This is a genomic window from Stenotrophomonas sp. YJH_SMC_138 (assembly GCF_059369855.1).
Genome location: NZ_JCAFTB010000001.1, coordinates 870018 through 887154, shown reverse-complemented (window position 1 = coordinate 887154; position 17137 = coordinate 870018). Strand labels below are relative to the sequence as shown.

14 protein-coding genes are annotated in these 17137 nt (G+C 67.9%); 7 read left to right on the top strand and 7 right to left on the bottom strand.

Annotation, left to right across the window (positions count from 1 at the left end; all coding sequences use genetic code 11):
* Positions 1-28: 28 nt before the first annotated feature.
* The 5 genes from AC5P7I_RS03900 to AC5P7I_RS03880 all read right to left on the bottom strand — a co-directional run bounded on the left by AC5P7I_RS03900 (position 29) and on the right by AC5P7I_RS03880 (position 8325).
* On the bottom strand, positions 29-2551 hold the full coding sequence (locus AC5P7I_RS03900; protein WP_262087824.1) for a PepSY domain-containing protein: 2523 nt from the start codon (positions 2549-2551) through the stop codon (positions 29-31).
* Between the two features lie 638 nt (positions 2552-3189).
* Positions 3190-3753: a redoxin family protein gene (locus AC5P7I_RS03895; protein WP_164077595.1), complete on the bottom strand. Its 564-nt coding sequence runs from the start codon at positions 3751-3753 to the stop codon at positions 3190-3192.
* Positions 3750-6131 (bottom strand): protein-disulfide reductase DsbD domain-containing protein, encoded by a 2382-nt coding sequence (locus tag AC5P7I_RS03890; protein WP_262087825.1) that lies wholly within the window; start codon positions 6129-6131, stop codon positions 3750-3752. Before AC5P7I_RS03890 ends, AC5P7I_RS03895 begins: the two co-directional genes overlap by 4 nt.
* Positions 6128-6466, bottom strand: coding sequence for a divalent-cation tolerance protein CutA (cutA, locus tag AC5P7I_RS03885; RefSeq protein WP_014648595.1), 339 nt, complete (start codon positions 6464-6466; stop codon positions 6128-6130). Before cutA ends, AC5P7I_RS03890 begins: the two co-directional genes overlap by 4 nt.
* 68 nt (positions 6467-6534) lie before the next feature.
* The gene (locus AC5P7I_RS03880) at positions 6535-8325 is read right to left on the bottom strand and encodes an endonuclease (protein WP_014648594.1); all 1791 of its coding nucleotides are present in this window, start codon (positions 8323-8325) and stop codon (positions 6535-6537) included.
* A 311-nt stretch (positions 8326-8636) separates the two neighbouring features.
* Here AC5P7I_RS03880 and AC5P7I_RS03875 point away from each other — a divergent pair, with 311 nt between their 5' ends.
* The 3 genes from AC5P7I_RS03875 to AC5P7I_RS03865 all read left to right on the top strand — a co-directional run bounded on the left by AC5P7I_RS03875 (position 8637) and on the right by AC5P7I_RS03865 (position 11399).
* Positions 8637-8924, top strand: coding sequence for a co-chaperone GroES (locus tag AC5P7I_RS03875; protein WP_005411227.1), 288 nt, complete (start codon positions 8637-8639; stop codon positions 8922-8924).
* Positions 8925-9005: 81 nt separating this feature from the next.
* Positions 9006-10655, top strand: a complete 1650-nt coding sequence (groL, locus tag AC5P7I_RS03870; RefSeq protein ID WP_005411226.1) for a chaperonin GroEL — start codon at positions 9006-9008, stop codon at positions 10653-10655.
* A 132-nt stretch (positions 10656-10787) separates the two neighbouring features.
* Positions 10788-11399 (top strand): DUF6445 family protein, encoded by a 612-nt coding sequence (locus tag AC5P7I_RS03865; RefSeq protein ID WP_495222141.1) that lies wholly within the window; start codon positions 10788-10790, stop codon positions 11397-11399.
* Positions 11400-11491: 92 nt separating this feature from the next.
* Here AC5P7I_RS03865 and AC5P7I_RS03860 read toward each other — a convergent pair whose 3' ends face one another.
* Together AC5P7I_RS03860 and AC5P7I_RS03855 are read right to left on the bottom strand one after the other, a co-directional pair.
* Positions 11492-12655, bottom strand: a complete 1164-nt coding sequence (locus tag AC5P7I_RS03860; RefSeq protein ID WP_075076454.1) for a serine hydrolase domain-containing protein — start codon at positions 12653-12655, stop codon at positions 11492-11494.
* A gap of 67 nt (positions 12656-12722) precedes the next feature.
* Complete coding sequence (locus AC5P7I_RS03855; RefSeq protein WP_075076453.1) at positions 12723-13652, bottom strand: retropepsin-like aspartic protease; 930 nt, start codon at positions 13650-13652, stop codon at positions 12723-12725.
* 106 nt (positions 13653-13758) lie between these two features.
* On the opposite strand from AC5P7I_RS03855, the gene AC5P7I_RS03850 reads away from it, so the two are divergent.
* From AC5P7I_RS03850 to AC5P7I_RS03835, 4 genes are all read left to right on the top strand, one after another.
* Positions 13759-14466, top strand: coding sequence for a response regulator transcription factor (locus AC5P7I_RS03850; protein ID WP_014648590.1), 708 nt, complete (start codon positions 13759-13761; stop codon positions 14464-14466).
* 32 nt (positions 14467-14498) lie between these two features.
* Complete coding sequence (locus tag AC5P7I_RS03845) at positions 14499-15797, top strand: sensor histidine kinase (protein WP_164167321.1); 1299 nt, start codon at positions 14499-14501, stop codon at positions 15795-15797.
* A 72-nt stretch (positions 15798-15869) separates the two neighbouring features.
* Positions 15870-16370 (top strand): MarR family winged helix-turn-helix transcriptional regulator, encoded by a 501-nt coding sequence (locus AC5P7I_RS03840; RefSeq protein ID WP_262087826.1) that lies wholly within the window; start codon positions 15870-15872, stop codon positions 16368-16370.
* Positions 16367-17107, top strand: coding sequence for a DNA alkylation repair protein (locus tag AC5P7I_RS03835; RefSeq protein ID WP_262087827.1), 741 nt, complete (start codon positions 16367-16369; stop codon positions 17105-17107). The genes AC5P7I_RS03840 and AC5P7I_RS03835 overlap by 4 nt, the downstream gene beginning before the upstream one ends.
* Positions 17108-17137 lie beyond the last annotated feature (30 nt).

The following is a 17137-nucleotide window of genomic DNA, read 5'->3' as shown; positions in this document are numbered from 1 at the left end:
GGCTCACACCAGCGTTCGGCGGCAGGAATCAATACACGTCGCGGCGGTAGCGCCCGTTTTCCAGCAGCGTTTCCACCGCTTCATCACCCAGCGCGGTTCGCAGCACCTGGTCCACACCTTCGGCCATGCCCTGCAACGACCCACAGACATGGATCACCGCACCACGCTGCATCCAGTCGCGCAGCGCATCGACGGCCGCACGCAGGCGATCCTGCACGTAACCACCCTCGCCATCGCGCGAGAACGCCAGGTCCACCCGCGTGAGATGGCCATTGGCCTGCCAGGCTTCGATCTGGTCGGCGAACAGGAAGTCGTGTGCGCGCTGGCGTTCACCGAACAGCAGCCAGTGCCCGTGCTCGCCTGCGTGGGCAGCTTCGCGCAACAGGCTGCGCAGCCCGGCGATGCCGGTGCCGTTGCCGATCAGCACCATCGGCGCGCCGCTGACGCGATGGAATCCGGGGTTGCGATGCACGCGGGCGACGATGCCGGCACCGATCGGTGCATGCAACGACAGCCAGCCCGAGCCCAACCCGGCGCGACCGGAGGCGTCATGCACCAGCCGCACCACCAGCTCCACCACGCCATCATCCGTGCAGGAGGCGATCGAATACTCGCGGCTGGGCAGCAGCGGCAGCCCGGCAAGCCACAGGCAGGCATCCTGCACCGCCAGCGCGGCATCGGCCTCGGGCAGCTCGCGTTCACTGGCCAGCGCCAGCAGCGTGCGCGGATGGCCATCGACCAGCAGGGGCTGCAGCGGATCCAGACCGTGGCCCTTCAGCACGGCACCGGCATGCCGCGCGTTGTGGCGGGGTGCGATGTGCAGGATGTCACCCGCCTGCCACTGCACGTCGGCCGGTGCGGCAAGACGGATACGCCAGATGGCTCCGCCGACGCTGCCCGGGTTGAGGTGGTCGCGGCCGAGCAGGCGCCACTCATGCATCTGCGTAGCCGCAGGCAGCACGCTGTCATCGGTGACGATGCCGGTGAGCGTACCCAGCTGCTGCTGCCATTGGCGCAATGCCGGCACCGAAGCGGCATCGACATCGATGCGCTCGAACAGCGGGCGCGCGCCGTTGCCGATCAGCCAGCCATCGAACTGGCGGCCGAAGCCGCAGTAATGCGGGTACTGGCGGTCGCCCAGCGCGAGCAGGCCGAACTGCAGGCGCGACAGGTCCAGGCGTTGTGCGAGCAGCAGCCGCGCCGCGCGGCGCGTGGCATCCGGTGGCTCGCCGTCGCCGAACGTGCTCAGCACGAGCAGCGCCTGGGAGGTGGTCTGCAGCGTCGCGGCATCGACGCGGGCCAGCGACTGCACCTGCACCGCATGACCGGACGCCTGCAGCTGCGCGGCCGCACGCCACGCCAGTTGTTCGCCCAGTCCGCTCTGGCTGGCATGCACCACCAGCCACGGCGGACCACGGCCATCGGTGGTCGTGGCCGGCAGCGCGCGGCGCAGCCCTCGCGGTGCACGCTGGCTGCGGCGGCGGTCCAGGTACAGCATCCAGCCGGTGATGAAGAACAGGCTCATGCCCAGGCTGCTGAGCATCACCACCACGCGCCCGGGCACACCGAAGTAGCTGCCCGAATGCAGCGCGAACACGCTGGTGGCCAGCTGTCCGCCCGCGCCCTGGCGTGCGTACGGGCGGGCATCGAGAACCGCGCCGCTGGCCGGATCGAGCTGCAGCAGGTCATGCGCACGGTCGTGGTGGCCGCCGCGCTGCGACGGATCACCGGCCATCACCCGCACGTTCAGCGCCTGCCCCGGCTTCTCCGGCAGGCGCAGGTCGATGAAGCCGGTGCGCACGCCGGGTAGCGCGTACAGCGTGGCCTCGATGCGATGGACGTCCAGTGCCGCGTCGGCGGCAACCGTGTGCTTTGCCGCCGGCGCCACACCGAGCAGCGTGTTGGCCGCGTTGCGGTACCAGTCGAACGACCACCACAGGCCGGTCAGCGCACTCATCAGGTAGATCAGCAGCACCCAGGTGCCGACCACCGAGTGCAGGCTCCACAGGAAGCCTCGGCCGCTGCGCGTCCACTCCACCGCCAGCCAGCTGCGCCAGTGCCACCAGCGTCGTGGCCAGCGCAGGTAGAGACCGGACAGGGTGAAGAACAGCAGCGCGATTGCACAGCTGCCGGTGATCCACTTGCCGCGCTCACCGGCAGCGAGGTGGCGATGCAGGTCCTCGACGACGTCGAAGAATGCCTGCCCGCGCAGGGCGCTGAAGCGCTCGCCGCTGTACGGATCGAAGTACACCCAGTGTTCCTTGCCGCCGGCAAAGCGCGCGACCGACGGCCGCTGTCCGGTGGCATCCACGCGCAGGCGTTGCAGGGGACGCTCGCTGCCAGCCTGCAGCAACGGCACCAGTTCGCTGAGTGCAAGGGGATGCTGGCCGTCCGCATGGTGCTCGGCGATCTCAGCGAAGCCAGGATTGGCCGCGCGCAGCAGCTCGTCCTCGAAGGACAGCATGGCGCCGCTGAGGCCCATCAGGGCCAGGACGGCACCGGCGGTAATGCCCAGCAGCCAATGCAGTTGGAACAGGACGTTCTTGAACATCGAAGGAGAGGGGCCCGGGAGGCTGCCGCCCGCATCCTGCGCAACAGCAAATGAGAATTAGTCGCGGAATTCTCCGTGGCGCCCTGCCTGCGGTCAAGCAGGGGTTGCCGGCCGGGCTGCGCCCGGCACCCGCGGTAGTGCCGGCCGCTGGCCGGCAACCTCAGAAGCAACAGCCGAAGCAACAGCGGGTTTCCTGTGAGGAAGCGGGGCGGGTCCGGTTGCGGGGGACGGCGCAAGTACGTCCCTGTAGCCTTGGCCGCGGCATCCATGCCGCGGACACCCCCTCAACCGGACCCACCCCGCCTTCGACAGTTCCTGCGATCTGTCGGAACGACGTTCTGCTTTGGTGGGTGCCGACCGTTGGTCGGCACGGGGTCTGATTCCGTTCTGAATATCGATATCTGACAGATGTCGACCAAGGTCGACACCTACCAACAGCCGCCGGAATCTGTCGAAGGTGGGGCGGTGTGGCTGTGCAGGACCGTTGGCGCCATGGATGGCGCCATCGAGCCCCCACGGACGGGTTTACGGCGTGTCCTGCACAGCCACAGCGCCCCGCCATCCCACGGAAAGCCCGCTTTGGCTGTTGCCGTTGCATTGAGCAGGGTGCAGGGCTCCAAGCCCTGCAAAAAACACCCTCACTTCACCCAGCCGTCGATCTCGCCGTGGGCGAACGGCCCCAGCTTTGCCTTCACCCGCCGCCCCTGTGCATCGAACAGCACGCTGTAGGGCAGCAGGCCCTGCGTATTGCCCAGTTGCACGCTGGCATCGCCTGGCCCCGGCGTCTCGACCACGATCGGGTAGTCCACCGGTACCCGCAGCAGGAAAGCGCGCACGTCGTCCGGGGCATCCAGCGCAATGCCCAGCACCTGCACACCGTTGTCGCCCTGGGCTTCGGCGAAGCGGGCCAGTTCGGGCATCTCTTCCACGCAGGGCGCACACCAGCTGGCCCAGACATTGATCAGCAGCGGCCGGCCGGCGAAGCGGGCGCGCAGGTCCAGCGGTTGTTCCGCCACGTCCGGCAGGATCAGCGCCGGCAAGGGATCACCCACCTGCAGGGCAGGCTTCACGGCCGTCGCTGTGGAAGCCGTCGTTGGCGCGGCCGGTGCAGACGGGCCGGGTGAGAATCGATGCCCGGCCCACAGGCCGAGGCCGGCGGCCAGCACCGCTGTCCACAGCAGCGCTGGCCGTTGCCACTTCATCGTGCGGTGCGCAGCAGCGCTTCCTCGACCACCGCCTGGGTCAACAGGGTCGGCAGCACGGTCGGCGGCGCCCCCGGGCCGTACACCACGTACAGCGGCACGCCCACGGCCTTGTGCTCTTCAAGGAACGTGGTGATCTGCGGGTCGACGTTGGTGTAGTCACCGCGCATGTACACCGCGTTGGTGCGCATGAGCAGTTCCTTGAACTCCGGCCGCGACAGCACGGCACGTTCATTGGCCTTGCAGCTCACGCACCAGTCGGCAGTCATGTTGACGAACACCACGCGGTTGTCCGCACGCAGGCGGTCCAGCAACTGCGGCGAATACTCGACCACGTTCTCGCTGGCGGCCTGTGCGGCCCGCGCCGGTGGTGCCAGCTGGGTCACGCCCCAGGCAGGAACCAGCGCGCCGATCGCCAGCAGCACGCCGAGCAGGGTCACCGCACGCGAGCCGGTCCAGCGATTGCGCTCGAACAGCCACAGGCCGAAGGCGAACAGCAGCAGGCCACCCAGCACCAGTGCCATGCCGTCCACGCCGCGCTGTTTGCCCAGCACCCACAGCAGCCACAGCGCGGTGGCATACATCGGGAAGGCCAGCACGTGCTTGAGCGTTTCCATCCACGGGCCGGGCTTGGGCAGGCGGCGTGCCAGCGCTGGCACGAAGCCGATCAGCAGGAACGGCAGCGCAAGGCCCAGGCCGAGGAACAGGAATACGGTCATCGCCTTCAGCGGCGGGGCAATGAACGCGTAGGCGATCGCCCCGCCCATGAACGGGCCGACGCAGGCGCTGCCGACCAGGCAGGCCAACGCACCGGTGAAGAAATCGCCGGCCGGCCCGCTGCGGCTGGCCAGCGACTGGCCGAGGTTGCCGATGCCACCGCCGAGGGTAAACACGCCGGACAGGCTCAGGCCCACCGCGAACATGATGTAGGCCAGCGCCGCCACCACGCCCGGGTGCTGCAGCTGGAAGCCGATGCCGACGGCGTTGCCGATCGCGCGCAGGCCCACCATCAGCGCGCCGATCACCGCGAACGCGACCAGCACGCCCAGCGTGTACCAGAGGGCATGGCTGCGTGCCCGCTCAGGGCTTTCGCCACTCTGCGCCAGGCTCAGCACCTTCAGCGACAGGATCGGCAGCACGCAGGGCATCAGGTTCAGCACCAGGCCACCGGCCAGCGCCAGCAGCAGCACCCACACGAACGAACGGTCCGGGTTCGGGGTTGTCGCCGGTGGGCGCGTGCGCAGTGCGTTGCCATCGCGCGCGTCGGCGGCGAACTCATTGCGCGCACCCTCACTGCCGCTGGCGGCGGGAGTGGCAATGCCGTCGTTGGGGACGGTCGGCAGCAGGCGCAACGGTGCGCCGTTGGCGGATTCACGTGGCACGCCGGCGGCGGGCAGCGGGCTGATCACCTCGTTGCGCGCTGGCGCCTGGTCAATGCTGGCGGACAGCTTGCCAGCGGGAATCGACAGCTTCACCCGGCGGGTCATCGGCGGGTAGCAGATGCCATCGGTCTGGCAGCCCTGGAAGGTCACCACCAGGGTGCTGTCGACGGCATCAGTGACAGTGCGGCGCAGCGGCAGCGGCACTTCCACCTGGTTGAAGTAGACCGAGACATCGCCGAAGTGCTCGTCGCGATGCGATTGCGCGGCTGGCCAGCGCGGCTTGCCGGCCAGCACGCCGGCGCTGCCTTCCAGCTTCAGCGAGGTGCGGTCGCGATACAGGTAATAGCCGGGCGCTGGGCTGAAGCGCAGCAGCAGGGTGTTGCCGTCACTGGCGATGGCATCGAAGCCGAACGCCTGTTCCGACGGCAGCGGCAGGGCCTGGCTGTTGTTGGCCGCGCCCGGCAGGCGCAGGCCACCGCTGTTGCCGGCACCGGCCAGCGGGTTGTTGAACGGGCTGGCCGCACCGGCACGCGCGGCAGGCACCGCCGCCGCCGCACCGGCGCCCGGCAGGGTGACCTGCACCACGCGCTTCTGCGGCGGGTAGCAGACACCGGCATCGGCGCAGCCCTGGTAACGCACTTCCAGGCTGATGGTGCCGGCAGCCTCGGACGGAGTGCCGGGCAGGGTGGCCTGCAGGCGCTCGCGATAGGTCTCGACTTCGCCGAAGAAATCGTCGTGGTGCTTGTCGCCCTTGGGCATCTGCAGCGCGCCGGCATTGAAGGCCGGGTCGGCCTTGACGCTGGTGCGGTGGCGATATAGGTAATAGCCCGGTGCGATCTTGAACTGCAGTTGCACCTGGCCCCGTTCGGGGGCACTGGCGGTCAGCGCGAACGCCTGGTCCACCGGCAGCAGGTCCTTCTCATCCAGCGCGAAGGCCGGCAGCGAGAGCCACAACAGGGCGCACAAGGCGGCGCCGCGCGCAAACAGAGTCTTCAATCAGTGTCCTCCCGGGTCTGTGCCCGGATCCAGTCCAGATACGCCGGCAGGCCGGCCCGGGTTTCGACCGCGATGCACTCCGGGAGTTCATACGGATGCAGTGCGACGATCCGGGCAATTGCGTCATCGACGCGGCTCGCGGTGGTTTTCACCAGCAGCTGCAGTTCGGCGTCGGTGGTCACCTCCCCCTGCCAGCGGTAGGTCGACTGCGCGCCATCGAGGCGGGTCACGCATGCCGCCAGGCGCTCGCCGACCAGCGCGTGCGCGATGCGCTCGGCACTGGCCCGGTCCGGGCAGGTGGTCAACAGCAGCAGGACGGGATCGACGGTCGACATGACCGCCGAGTATAGGGCCGCCGCCGGGTCAGGGCCCGGCGGCGGCAGTGGACCGCTGCGTTGCGCGGTCAGTTGGCCAGCTGGCAGGTGGCCGGCTTGGCCGAGGTGAACAGGGCCGGGGTTGCCCACTCGGGGTGGTCGATGAACGGGTTGCGGTTGCCCTGGAAGCTGTAGATCACGTCATTGCGCGCACGCTCGGCATCATCCGGCGGATCGGACAGGTGCCAGTCGATCAGCGTGGACAGCAGGCCCATGTAGGCCGGCGAACTGCTGGTCTTGACGATTTTGCTGCGGTCGTCGGTCAGCTCCAGGTCCGGCTCGGACTGGCCGGTGGCCGCATCCTTGCCGCCCTCGTAACGGATCGCCATGTACATCACCGCACGCGCCATGTCGCCCTTGCGCTTGCCCCACACCTCGAAGGTGCCGGTGTTGCCGTCCGGCGTGCGCACCCAGTTGGAGTTGCCCGGATAGCCGCCGCTGCCGCCGCCCTGGCCGTTGTTGGCCTCGGTGGCGCGCTCGCCGCAGTTGGCGTCGCACTTGCCGAACGGCTTGTTGCCGCGGTCGGCGTTCCACTGCGCGTCGGTCAGGTACAGCATGTGGGTGTCGGTATACGGCGCGTACGGCAAGCCCTTGTCACCGGTGGTGGTGGCAAAGCCCAGCGAGTTCGGCCAGGTGTGCTCGCGGTTGTACTTCAGGCCACTGCCACTGCCGGCGCGATCGGTCACCTTGGCGTAGCTGTGGTTGCGATATGCATCGAGGATCCTGCCGGAATTGTTCGGATCCTCGTCGGCGATTTCCAGAATGGTCCAGGTACTGGTGCCCGAGCCGCTGTAAGGGTAGGCGGTGTGGCCCTTGATGGTGGCATGCAGCGAGCAGCGCAGCTGGCTGGGGCTGCTGGTGTTGACCTTGGAGTAGTAGCCGGCCGGCACGCCCGGGTTGCCCGGGTCCGGATTGCCGCCGGTGCTGGCCACGGTGAAGGCGATGCGGCTGTCGGCGGCCGGGTGCGCGCCCTGCAGGTCGGTGATGCGCGCGGCGCGGATGTCGAAGCGGCAGGCCTCACCGGCCACCAGCGCAGTGTTGGTGGACAGCTTCACGCTGCGGCCGCTGGCCGGGAAGGTCAACGGCACGCTGCCGGAGGTGCCGCAGCTCAGGGCGAAGGCGCCACTGGCTAGGTTCACCGTCTCGCTGAACACCACTTCCAGGTCGGCGGCGGCCGGGAAGGTGCTGCTGCCCTGCGCCGGGGTGGTGGTGGAGACCGACGGCGGTGTGTTCGGGCCCGGGGTTCCGCCGCCACTGAAGGTCTGGCCGTTGTTGCAGCTGCCGAAGGTCTGCCTGGCCGACTCGGCCCAGGTGAAGTGGGTGTACTGGCTGCCGCTGCCGGTCAGCTGCAGCGAGGTGCCCGCGGCCGTGCTGTTGGTCTCGGCCACCGGGATGTTCTGGCTGGTCATGCCGGCGGCAGGGCCACCGGAGGCGGTGATGGCGCCCTCGTAGCTGAGGAACTGGACCACCTTGCCGCTGGCATCGACCAGGGCGATGCCGTCGTTGGGGCCGTTCTGGATGCCGTTGGTCGGGTAGTTGACCACGGCGATGGTCGCGCTGCCGCAGCCGGCGGCGGTGCCGGCCGGGACCGGGTTGTTGGCGTAGACCGCGGCCGCCGAAGGATTGCTGCCGTTGTAGAGGTAGAGGCGGTAGCCGGACAGGTCCTCGCCGGCGGTGGCGACCACTTCGATGGCTTCGCCGACGTCACCGGCGGCGGTGCTGTCGTCGTAGTGCAGTTCGTTGATGAAAACCTCGGCCTGGGCCGGCGCGGCGGCCAGTGCCAGCAGGCAGGCGGCGGCAAGCGGGGACAGCAATCGCATCGACTACTCCTTGTGATTGGGAATGCCTGACCGAGCCTAAGGCCGATCCGGTGACACTTTGTCGTAAATGAACGTCAGATATCTGACAGTGCGACGCTTGTCACCGAAATTGTCCAAGACCGACGCCTTGGCCGAGGCGCGCGGGCGGAAAAATTTTTTCATTCCGCCCTTGAAAGGGGGCGCCGGGGCTCCATCTCTGCCCTGCTCCCGACGTTGTCGGGTTTCTTCACGTGCGGTTCTGGCACTCGCTTGGGGTGAGTGCTAACATCGCCGGACTTTTTTAGACCAATCAATCACTTAAGAGGTCTCCTATGAGCATCAAGCCGCTGCACGACCGCGTTGTGGTCAAGCCGATCGAAGCCGACGAAATCTCCGCCGGTGGCATCGTCATCCCCGACTCGGCCAAGGAAAAGTCCACCAAGGGTGAGGTCGTGGCCGTCGGCCCCGGCAAGCCGCTGGACAACGGCAACGTGCGCGCGCCGTCGCTGAAGGTCGGCGACAAGGTCATCTACGGCCAGTACGCCGGCAGCTCGTACAAGAGCGAAGGCGTCGAATACAAGGTCCTGCGCGAAGACGACGTGCTCGCCGTCATCGGCTGAGCCCCGGCGCGACCTGTTTCAACCTGATCCCAAACTCCCAGCCGCCGGGCATCGTCCGGCGCTACCAATGAGGTAAATGCAATGGCTGCCAAGGATATTCGTTTCGGTGAAGACGCCCGTTCGCGCATGGTGCGCGGCGTCAACGTTCTCGCCAATGCCGTCAAGGCCACCCTGGGCCCGAAGGGCCGCAACGTCGTGCTGGAAAAGAGCTTCGGCGCGCCGACCATCACCAAGGACGGCGTCTCCGTCGCCAAGGAGATCGAACTGGCTGACAAGTTCGAGAACATGGGCGCGCAGATGGTGAAGGAAGTTGCTTCGCGCACCAACGACGATGCCGGCGACGGCACCACCACCGCCACCGTGCTGGCCCAGGCCCTGATCCGCGAAGGCGCCAAGGCCGTTGCCGCCGGCATGAACCCGATGGACCTCAAGCGCGGTATCGACAAGGCCGTCTCGGCCGCCGTCGCCGAGCTGAAGAACATCTCCAAGCCGACCGCCGACGACAAGGCGATCGCCCAGGTCGGTACCATCTCGGCCAACTCGGACGAGTCGATCGGCCAGATCATCGCTGACGCGATGAAGGAAGTCGGCAAGGAAGGCGTCATCACCGTTGAAGAAGGCTCGGGCCTGGACAACGAGCTGGACGTGGTCAAGGGCATGCAGTTCGACCGCGGCTACCTGTCGCCGTACTTCATCAACAACCAGCAGTCGCAGACCGCTGACCTGGATGACCCGTTCATCCTGCTGCACGACAAGAAGATCTCCAACGTCCGTGACCTGCTGCCGGTGCTGGAAGGCGTCGCCAAGGCCGGCAAGCCGCTGCTGATCGTGGCCGAGGAAGTTGAAGGCGAAGCGCTGGCCACCCTGGTGGTCAACACCATCCGTGGCATCGTCAAGGTCGTGGCCGTCAAGGCCCCGGGCTTCGGCGACCGTCGCAAGGCGATGCTGGAAGACATGGCCGTGCTGACCGGCGGCACCGTGATCTCCGAAGAAGTCGGCCTGTCGCTGGAGAAGGCCACCATCAAGGACCTGGGCCGCGCCAAGAAGGTGCAGGTCTCCAAGGAGAACACCACCATCATCGACGGCGTCGGCGACAAGGCCAACGTTGATGCACGCGTGGCGCAGATCAAGACCCAGATCCAGGACACCTCCTCGGATTACGACCGCGAGAAGCTGCAGGAACGCGTGGCCAAGCTGGCCGGCGGTGTTGCCGTGATCAAGGTCGGCGCCTCGACCGAAATCGAAATGAAGGAAAAGAAGGATCGCGTCGACGACGCCCTGCACGCGACCCGTGCGGCCGTTGAAGAAGGCGTGGTTCCGGGCGGCGGCGTTGCCCTGGTCCGCGCGATCACCGCGCTGGCCGGCCTGAAGGGCGCCAACGAAGACCAGAACCACGGCATTCAGATCGCCCTGCGTGCGATGGAAGCCCCGCTGCGCGAGATCGTGGCCAACGCCGGCGACGAGCCGTCGGTCATCATCAACAAGGTCAAGGAAGGCACCGGCAGCTTCGGTTACAACGCCGCCACCGGCGAGTTCGGCGACATGCTGCAGTTCGGCATCCTGGACCCGACCAAGGTGACCCGTTCGGCGCTGCAGAACGCCGCTTCGATCGCTGGCCTGATGATCACCACCGAAGCCATGGTTGCCGAAGCTCCGAAGAAGGACGAGCCGGCCATGGGTGGCGCCGGTGGCATGGGCGGCATGGGTGGCATGGGCGGCATGGACTTCTAAGTCCACGTCCCCGGCGGTCGTTGCCGACCCTGGTCGGCACGCCCTCCCGATGCAAGGAAGAACCCCGCCGCAAGGCGGGGTTTTTCGTTGCCCGGTTGCCGCCGCAGCAGCGCATCGCTACGCTCGGTGGCCATGCCTACCTCCTTCATCGTCGTCGACGACTTCCTTTCTCCTGCCGATGCGCAGGGGCTGCGCCAGGCGGCGCTGGGCCTGACCTATCCGGTGCAGGAGGGCGCATTCCCCGGCCGCAATTCGCAGCAGCGGCTGGAACTGGACGGGCTGTCCGGCGCGGTCTCGCGGCTGGTCAACGAACCGCTGCGGCCGGTCAACCCACTGCAGTCGCATGGCAAGTTCCGCCTTACCCTGGCCGGTGACACCGGCCGCGCCAAGGTGCACGCCGATCACTCGCACTGGTCGGGCATCCTCTACCTGAGTGCACCGGAGCACTGCGAGGGCGGCACCGAGTTCTTCCGCCACCGCCGTACCGGCACCGAGCGCATGGCCCTGGATGCAGCGGAGCTGGCCGCATTGGGCTATGCCAACGGCGGCGACATGCATCGTGACATCATCGAGCGCGACAGCAACGACGACAGCCAGTGGGGAATGACCATGCGCATCCCGATGCGTTTCAACCGGCTGGTGCTGCTGCGGCCCTGGTTCTGGCATACCGCCGGGCCAGCGTTCGGCGACCGCCCGGAGAATGGCCGGCTGGTGTACCTGATGTTCTTCGAGCAGGCGCGCTGAGCGGAGCAGGCATCCACGCGTGAGGTGGATCCACACGCCATGCATGGTTGCTCCCATCCCTCCGCACTCCCCGCCCAGGGATCATCGCGCCTTCATTCGACGAAGGCCTTCGCCGCGCCGTACTCCCACTGCCATGGCACGCCGATATCACCCAGCACGAACGCCACCAGTGCCGGGAAGGTGGCCTCGGCCCGTACATCGTTGCCCAGGATCACCACGCAGCGTTTGTGCCGCTCGATGCACACCAGGGTGTTGCCGACCGCATCGTCGTGGCCGCCCTTGTAGAAGCCTGCACCCTGGGGGCCACGGAAGGTCACCACGCCCAGGCCCGCGGCCAGATCCCGGTGCTGCTGCGCAACGGGCAGCTCCGGCTGCAGCGTTGGGAACTGGCTGGCGGTGGTGATCGGCAGCTGCGGCCGCACCAGTTCCCTGCGCATTGCCGCAGACAGCCCATCGCCGCGCACATAACCGGCGGCGAAGTGGGCCATGTCGGTGATGGTGGTATCCATCGATCCTGCCGCCCGCACACGGCTGCGTTGATCGTGCGGCTCTGTATCGCCTTCGACGGTCCAGCCATCGGCCAGGTTGCCGGCGAAATCCGCGCGCCACGACATGCTGGTGCGCGCCATGCCGAAGCGATCGAACACGCGCTGCTGCATCAACGCACCCACATCCTCGCCCAGTCGCCCACGTTCGATCACGAACTGCAGCAGGATCAGGCCCTCGCCGGAATAGCCGTAGCGGCTGCCGGGCTCGAAGTGGAACTTCAACCGGCCATCCGGTTCGAGAAAGCCGAAGTTGGCAAAGCCGCTGGCGTGATTCAGCAGCTTTCGCGGCGTGAGCCGGCGCCAGCGTGCATCACTCGCCAGCACGCTGTAGTCGGCGTACTTTTTCGGTTCGGGCGGGTAGTCTGGCAGCGGCACGTCCAGAGCTGTGGCGATGCTGGCATCCAGATCGATCACCCCGTCCTGCGCCAGCTGTGCGACCAGGTGGCCGAAGGCCATCTTGGTGAGCGATGCGGCATACATCACGGTGTCGGTGCGCAGCGGCTCGCCTGCGGCGTTGCGTTCACCGTAGGCGGCCACATGCACCACCTTGCCGTCATCGATCACCGCCAGCGCCATCCCGCGCGCATGGGCCGCCTGCATCAGCCGCTGTGCTTCGGCATCGATGCGAGTGGGCGAGGGCACGGGTGGCGGCGCGGCCAGTACCGCCAGCGGGAGCAGCGTCAGCAACATCAGGGTGGCACGGCACATGCGTGGAACTCCTGGTGGGGCGCACGGTGATGCTACGCCGGGCTGCCGCTGGCGTCATCGCCAGTTGTCAGCCGGCCTGCGGCCGGCGCAGGCAGATCCGTGCTGCGCCGGCACCGATGTCCACCTGGCCGCCGCGCACTGCATCGGCACCGAGGATCAGCGCCGACCGGCCCTCCAGGCCGATCGCCTTGAACACCGGCAGTTCGCTGATGCGGACCTCCATCGACGGGTGCTGCCAGCCGCCGCCGGTCATGCCGGGCAGGGTGTACAGCCAGGTTGCCTGCTTGCCGCCGCCCAGGCCTTCGGTGCCCTTTTCACGCACCCGCACCCGCGCGTCGCTGCCGTCGGTGCGCAGCCCCAGTGCGCGGGCGGCTTCGGCGTTGAGGACGGTCTGTGCGGCACCGGTGTCGACCACGGCGATGGCGTCCACCGCAGGCGCGCCCAGTGCAAGCGTGATGAAGCCGAACTGGCGCAGGCCGCCAGTGCGGCCGGGCAGCGCATTGGGCTGGCAACCCGGTCCTTCCAGGTTCAATCCGCCGGGTGTCCACAGCGCCAGTTGATTGCGGCCGAAGTCCCAACGGGTGTCCCAGCGCCCGGTCAGATCGTTGCCGATCAAGCCGTCGATGGCTGGATCATCATCCTTCGGCAACGATGACAGATCCACGTTCATGGCTTGGGCCTGCAGCTGCCAGCTGCCCAGCTGCCAGGACGTGCTGCGCATGCGCTGCAACCGCGCCGAAGCTGCACTCGCCCCTTGCGCCTGTGATACCTCTGCATCCGCATCCTCCAGGCCATAGCGCCGCACGACGCGGGCATCGACCAGCGTTGCCCCCGCGGCACTGTCGACCACGAAGCGCAGCGGTTCGGCGCGCCCGTCCAGCGAGACGGCCACCGCCGGATGACCGCCCTGCATCCACATCGGCAGGATGTGCGCGGCGGCGTTGGAGGCGAGCGCAGGCAAGGGAGCGGCGAACAGGGGCAACAGGAAGAGGCGCAAGGGAAGACTCCGCAGTGATCGTGGGTGACCATTGGCGCACGGCGGCGTATCGCCGGAATATCGGCGTTGATACCGTCCTGATACACAGGTGCTGGATACTGTCCGAATGAGTACTCCCATCCGTGTCATCGTCGTCGACGACGATGCCAGCATCCGCGACGCCATCGCCGACCACCTGCTGCTGCACGGCTACCAGGTACGCCTGGCGGCGGATGCGGCGGCACTGGACGTGCTGCTGCAGGCCGAACGACCGGACCTGATCATCCTCGACTGGATGATGCCCGGTGAGGATGGGCTGTCGGTCTGCCGCAGGCTGCAGGCGAGGGCGATCCCGATCCTGATGCTGTCGGCGATGGGGGCTGCACCGGACCGCGTGATCGGCCTGGAGATGGGCGCGGACGACTACCTGGCCAAACCCTTTGATCCGCGTGAACTGCTGGCGCGGGTACGCGCACTGCTGCGCCGTCAGGACAAGCTGCGCACGCAGGTGGCCAGCGAGCTGCGGTTTGATGGCTGGCGATTGCTGCCCGACCAGCGTCGCCTGTTCGCACCGGACGGTGCCGAGCTGGTGCTGAGTCGTGGCGAGTTTTCCCTGTTGCTGGCGCTGGCCGAACGTCCCGGGCGGGTGCTGGGGCGTGAGCAGCTGCTGCAGTTGAGTCGCGGAGAAGCCAGTGACAGCGTGGACCGTGCCATCGACCTCGCGATCAGCCGCCTGCGCCGCAAGCTCGGGCAGGCCGCGTCCGGGGCAGAAGCCCTCGTGCAGACACTGCGCGGGGAAGGGTATCGCTTCGACGCTGAGGTACAGGTGCTGTGAGCAGCCGGTGGTCGACCACTCGCTGGATCGCGATGCTGGCGCTGGCCAGCCTGCTGCTGGCAACCCTGGCCAGCGTTGCAGTGGTGGGTTGGATGCCCCGGCCCGCGCCGCCACCGATGCGGCTGGACCATGCGATGCAGGTACTGCGTGGGGAACAGGCGCCGGCGTCACTGGGATTGCGCAGGGCGACGCAGGACGCGCCCCCCCAAGGTAGCGCCAGCGACTGGCTCGCGCAGCTGGCGGCCGCGCAGATGGGCATGCCGGCCGAGGATGTACGCCTGGCATGGACGGGGCAGGGCAGGGCGCCCGATGTGCAGGTCATCGAGGGTGGCGCGGTACTGGACGCCTCCGGTCGTGCTGGCGTGCTGAAATCACAGGCCGCGCTGCTGACCGCGATGCAGTGGCCGCCGTTTGAACTGGGGATGCGCCAGGCCGACGGCCGCTGGCGGGTGGTCGGCAGCGACCATAGTGACCTGGCGGCCTGGCGCCGCCAGGTGATGCTCGCCCTGTTGGGCGGTGCGATCCTGCTGGCGCCGTTGGCGGCGTGGGCGTCGATCCGGTTGGGGCGCCCGCTGCGGCGCCTGGCCGAAGCGAGCGCACGGGTCGACCTGCAGGCCGAATCGCCATTGCCCGACGATGGCCCACGCGAAGTGCAGATGCTGGCCGCCGCGATCAGCACCGGTCGCGAACGCCTGCGGGTCCAGGCACAGGACATGACCCGTATGCTGGCGGCAGTGGCGCATGACCTGCGCACGCCCCTGACCGGCCTGCGCCTGCGCGCCGAGTTCGCTCCCGCACCACAGGCCGCCCGGATGGTGGCGGACATCGAACGCATGGACGCGATGATCGAGCAGGTGCTGGACTATGCACGCGGCGAGCTGCAGCCCTTGCAGATGCGCTCGCTGGATCTGGCTGCCCTGCTGCAGGAATGCCTGCAAGGGGCGCTGCTGCGCGGGGTCGACATTTCGCTTCAGTGCCCGGATACGCTGCCGTGGCATGGCGATGCGCTGCTGCTCCGGCGCGCGGTCGACAATCTCATCGACAACGCCGAGCGTTACGCGGGCGCCGTGGAGCTGCATGTCGCCGTGTGGGGACATGGGGTGCAGCTGGATGTGATGGATCGCGGGCCGGGTATCGCCGAAGCTGATCGTGTCCGCCTGCTGCAACCGTTCCAGCGCAGCGAAAGCTCGCGCAGTCGCGCTACCGGTGGGACCGGGCTGGGACTGGCCATGGCCGCCAACGTGGCCAGGCGTCACGCAGGCGAACTGCAGCTGCTGCACCGCGAGGGCGGCGGGCTGATCGCGCGCCTGCTGCTGGGAAAGCTCCCCTGATATCGGCTGTGGTTTACAGATGGCGGCTATCCGGTTATATGATTAGGCGCCTAACCATATCGTGTTCGTGAGATGATCGAAGCCAAGCATCAGGCCCTGGTGGAGGAATCGCAGCGACGCGGCCACGCCAACATCGCGCAACTGCGCCTGTGCTTCCAGCTGCTCTCGTTGTCCTCGTCGATCGATCGCGACTGCGCCGCGCGGCTGGCACCGCATGGGCTCAGCGAGGGCCGCTTCATCGTGCTGTTCCTGCTGCACGGGGCCGGTGGCACGCTGCCGCCGCACCTGCTGGCCGAGCGTGCCGGCGTGACCCGTGCCACCATCAGCGGCCTGCTCGATGGCCTGCAGCGTGAAGGCCTGCTGCAGCGTCGCAGCGATGACGGGGATGGCCGCCGTCTGCAGATCGTATTGACCGCACCGGGAAAGCGCTTGGCCGAGTCGTTGTTCGAGCAGCACACGCAATGGATCAGCGGTCTGTTCGACGGCCTGGATGCGGGTGAACAGCAGCAGCTGTCGCAGCTGCTGCACAAGGTCTGGCAGCATACGGACGGCGGGCGGGAATCGGCAGCATGAGCACGCCCGTTCCTGCGCAAAGGCTGCATGCACTCAACAGTGGCAGCGCTGCTGCCACCCATCTGGCCGAATGCCTGGCCGTGGATTTCACCGCGCTGCTGCAGGTGGTGGCGCCTGCCCTTGAGCCGGAATCGCTGCAATGCATGCGCGACGCCTCAGGCAAGGGCATCACCCAGCGCATGGCGCTGGCGGCGCGGTTGCTGCACGAAGCCGGACAGGGGGAGCCTGCGCGCTGGCAGGCGCATACGTCAGACACGGTGCGTGGCTGGGCCTGCTACCTGATCGGCGGCGACGCCGACGCGACGCTGCCGGCCAAGCTGCAGGCGATGCGGCCACTGGCTGACGACCCGCACTTCGGCGTGCGCGAATGGGCGTGGCTGGCGCTGCGTGCCGACATTGTTGCCGCACCACTGCAGGCGCTGGAGTACCTGCAACCATGGACGCAGGAAGGATCGCCGTACCTGCGCCGCTTCGCCTGCGAAGCGCTGCGCCCGCGCGGCGTGTGGGCCACACATGTCGCGCTGTTCAAGCGGCAGCCGGAACTTGCAGAGGCGATGCTGGAGGCACTCGCCGACGACCCGGAGCGCTATGTGCAGGACTCGGTCGGCAACTGGCTCAATGATGCCGGCAAGACACAGCCGCAGTGGCTGCGTGCGCTGTGCGCGCGCTGGCAACAGCAGCACCCTGGTGATGCCAATGCCTACATCCGCAAACGCGCCATGCGCTCGCTCCGGTAGTGCCGGCCGCTGGCCGGCAACCCCCCAAAC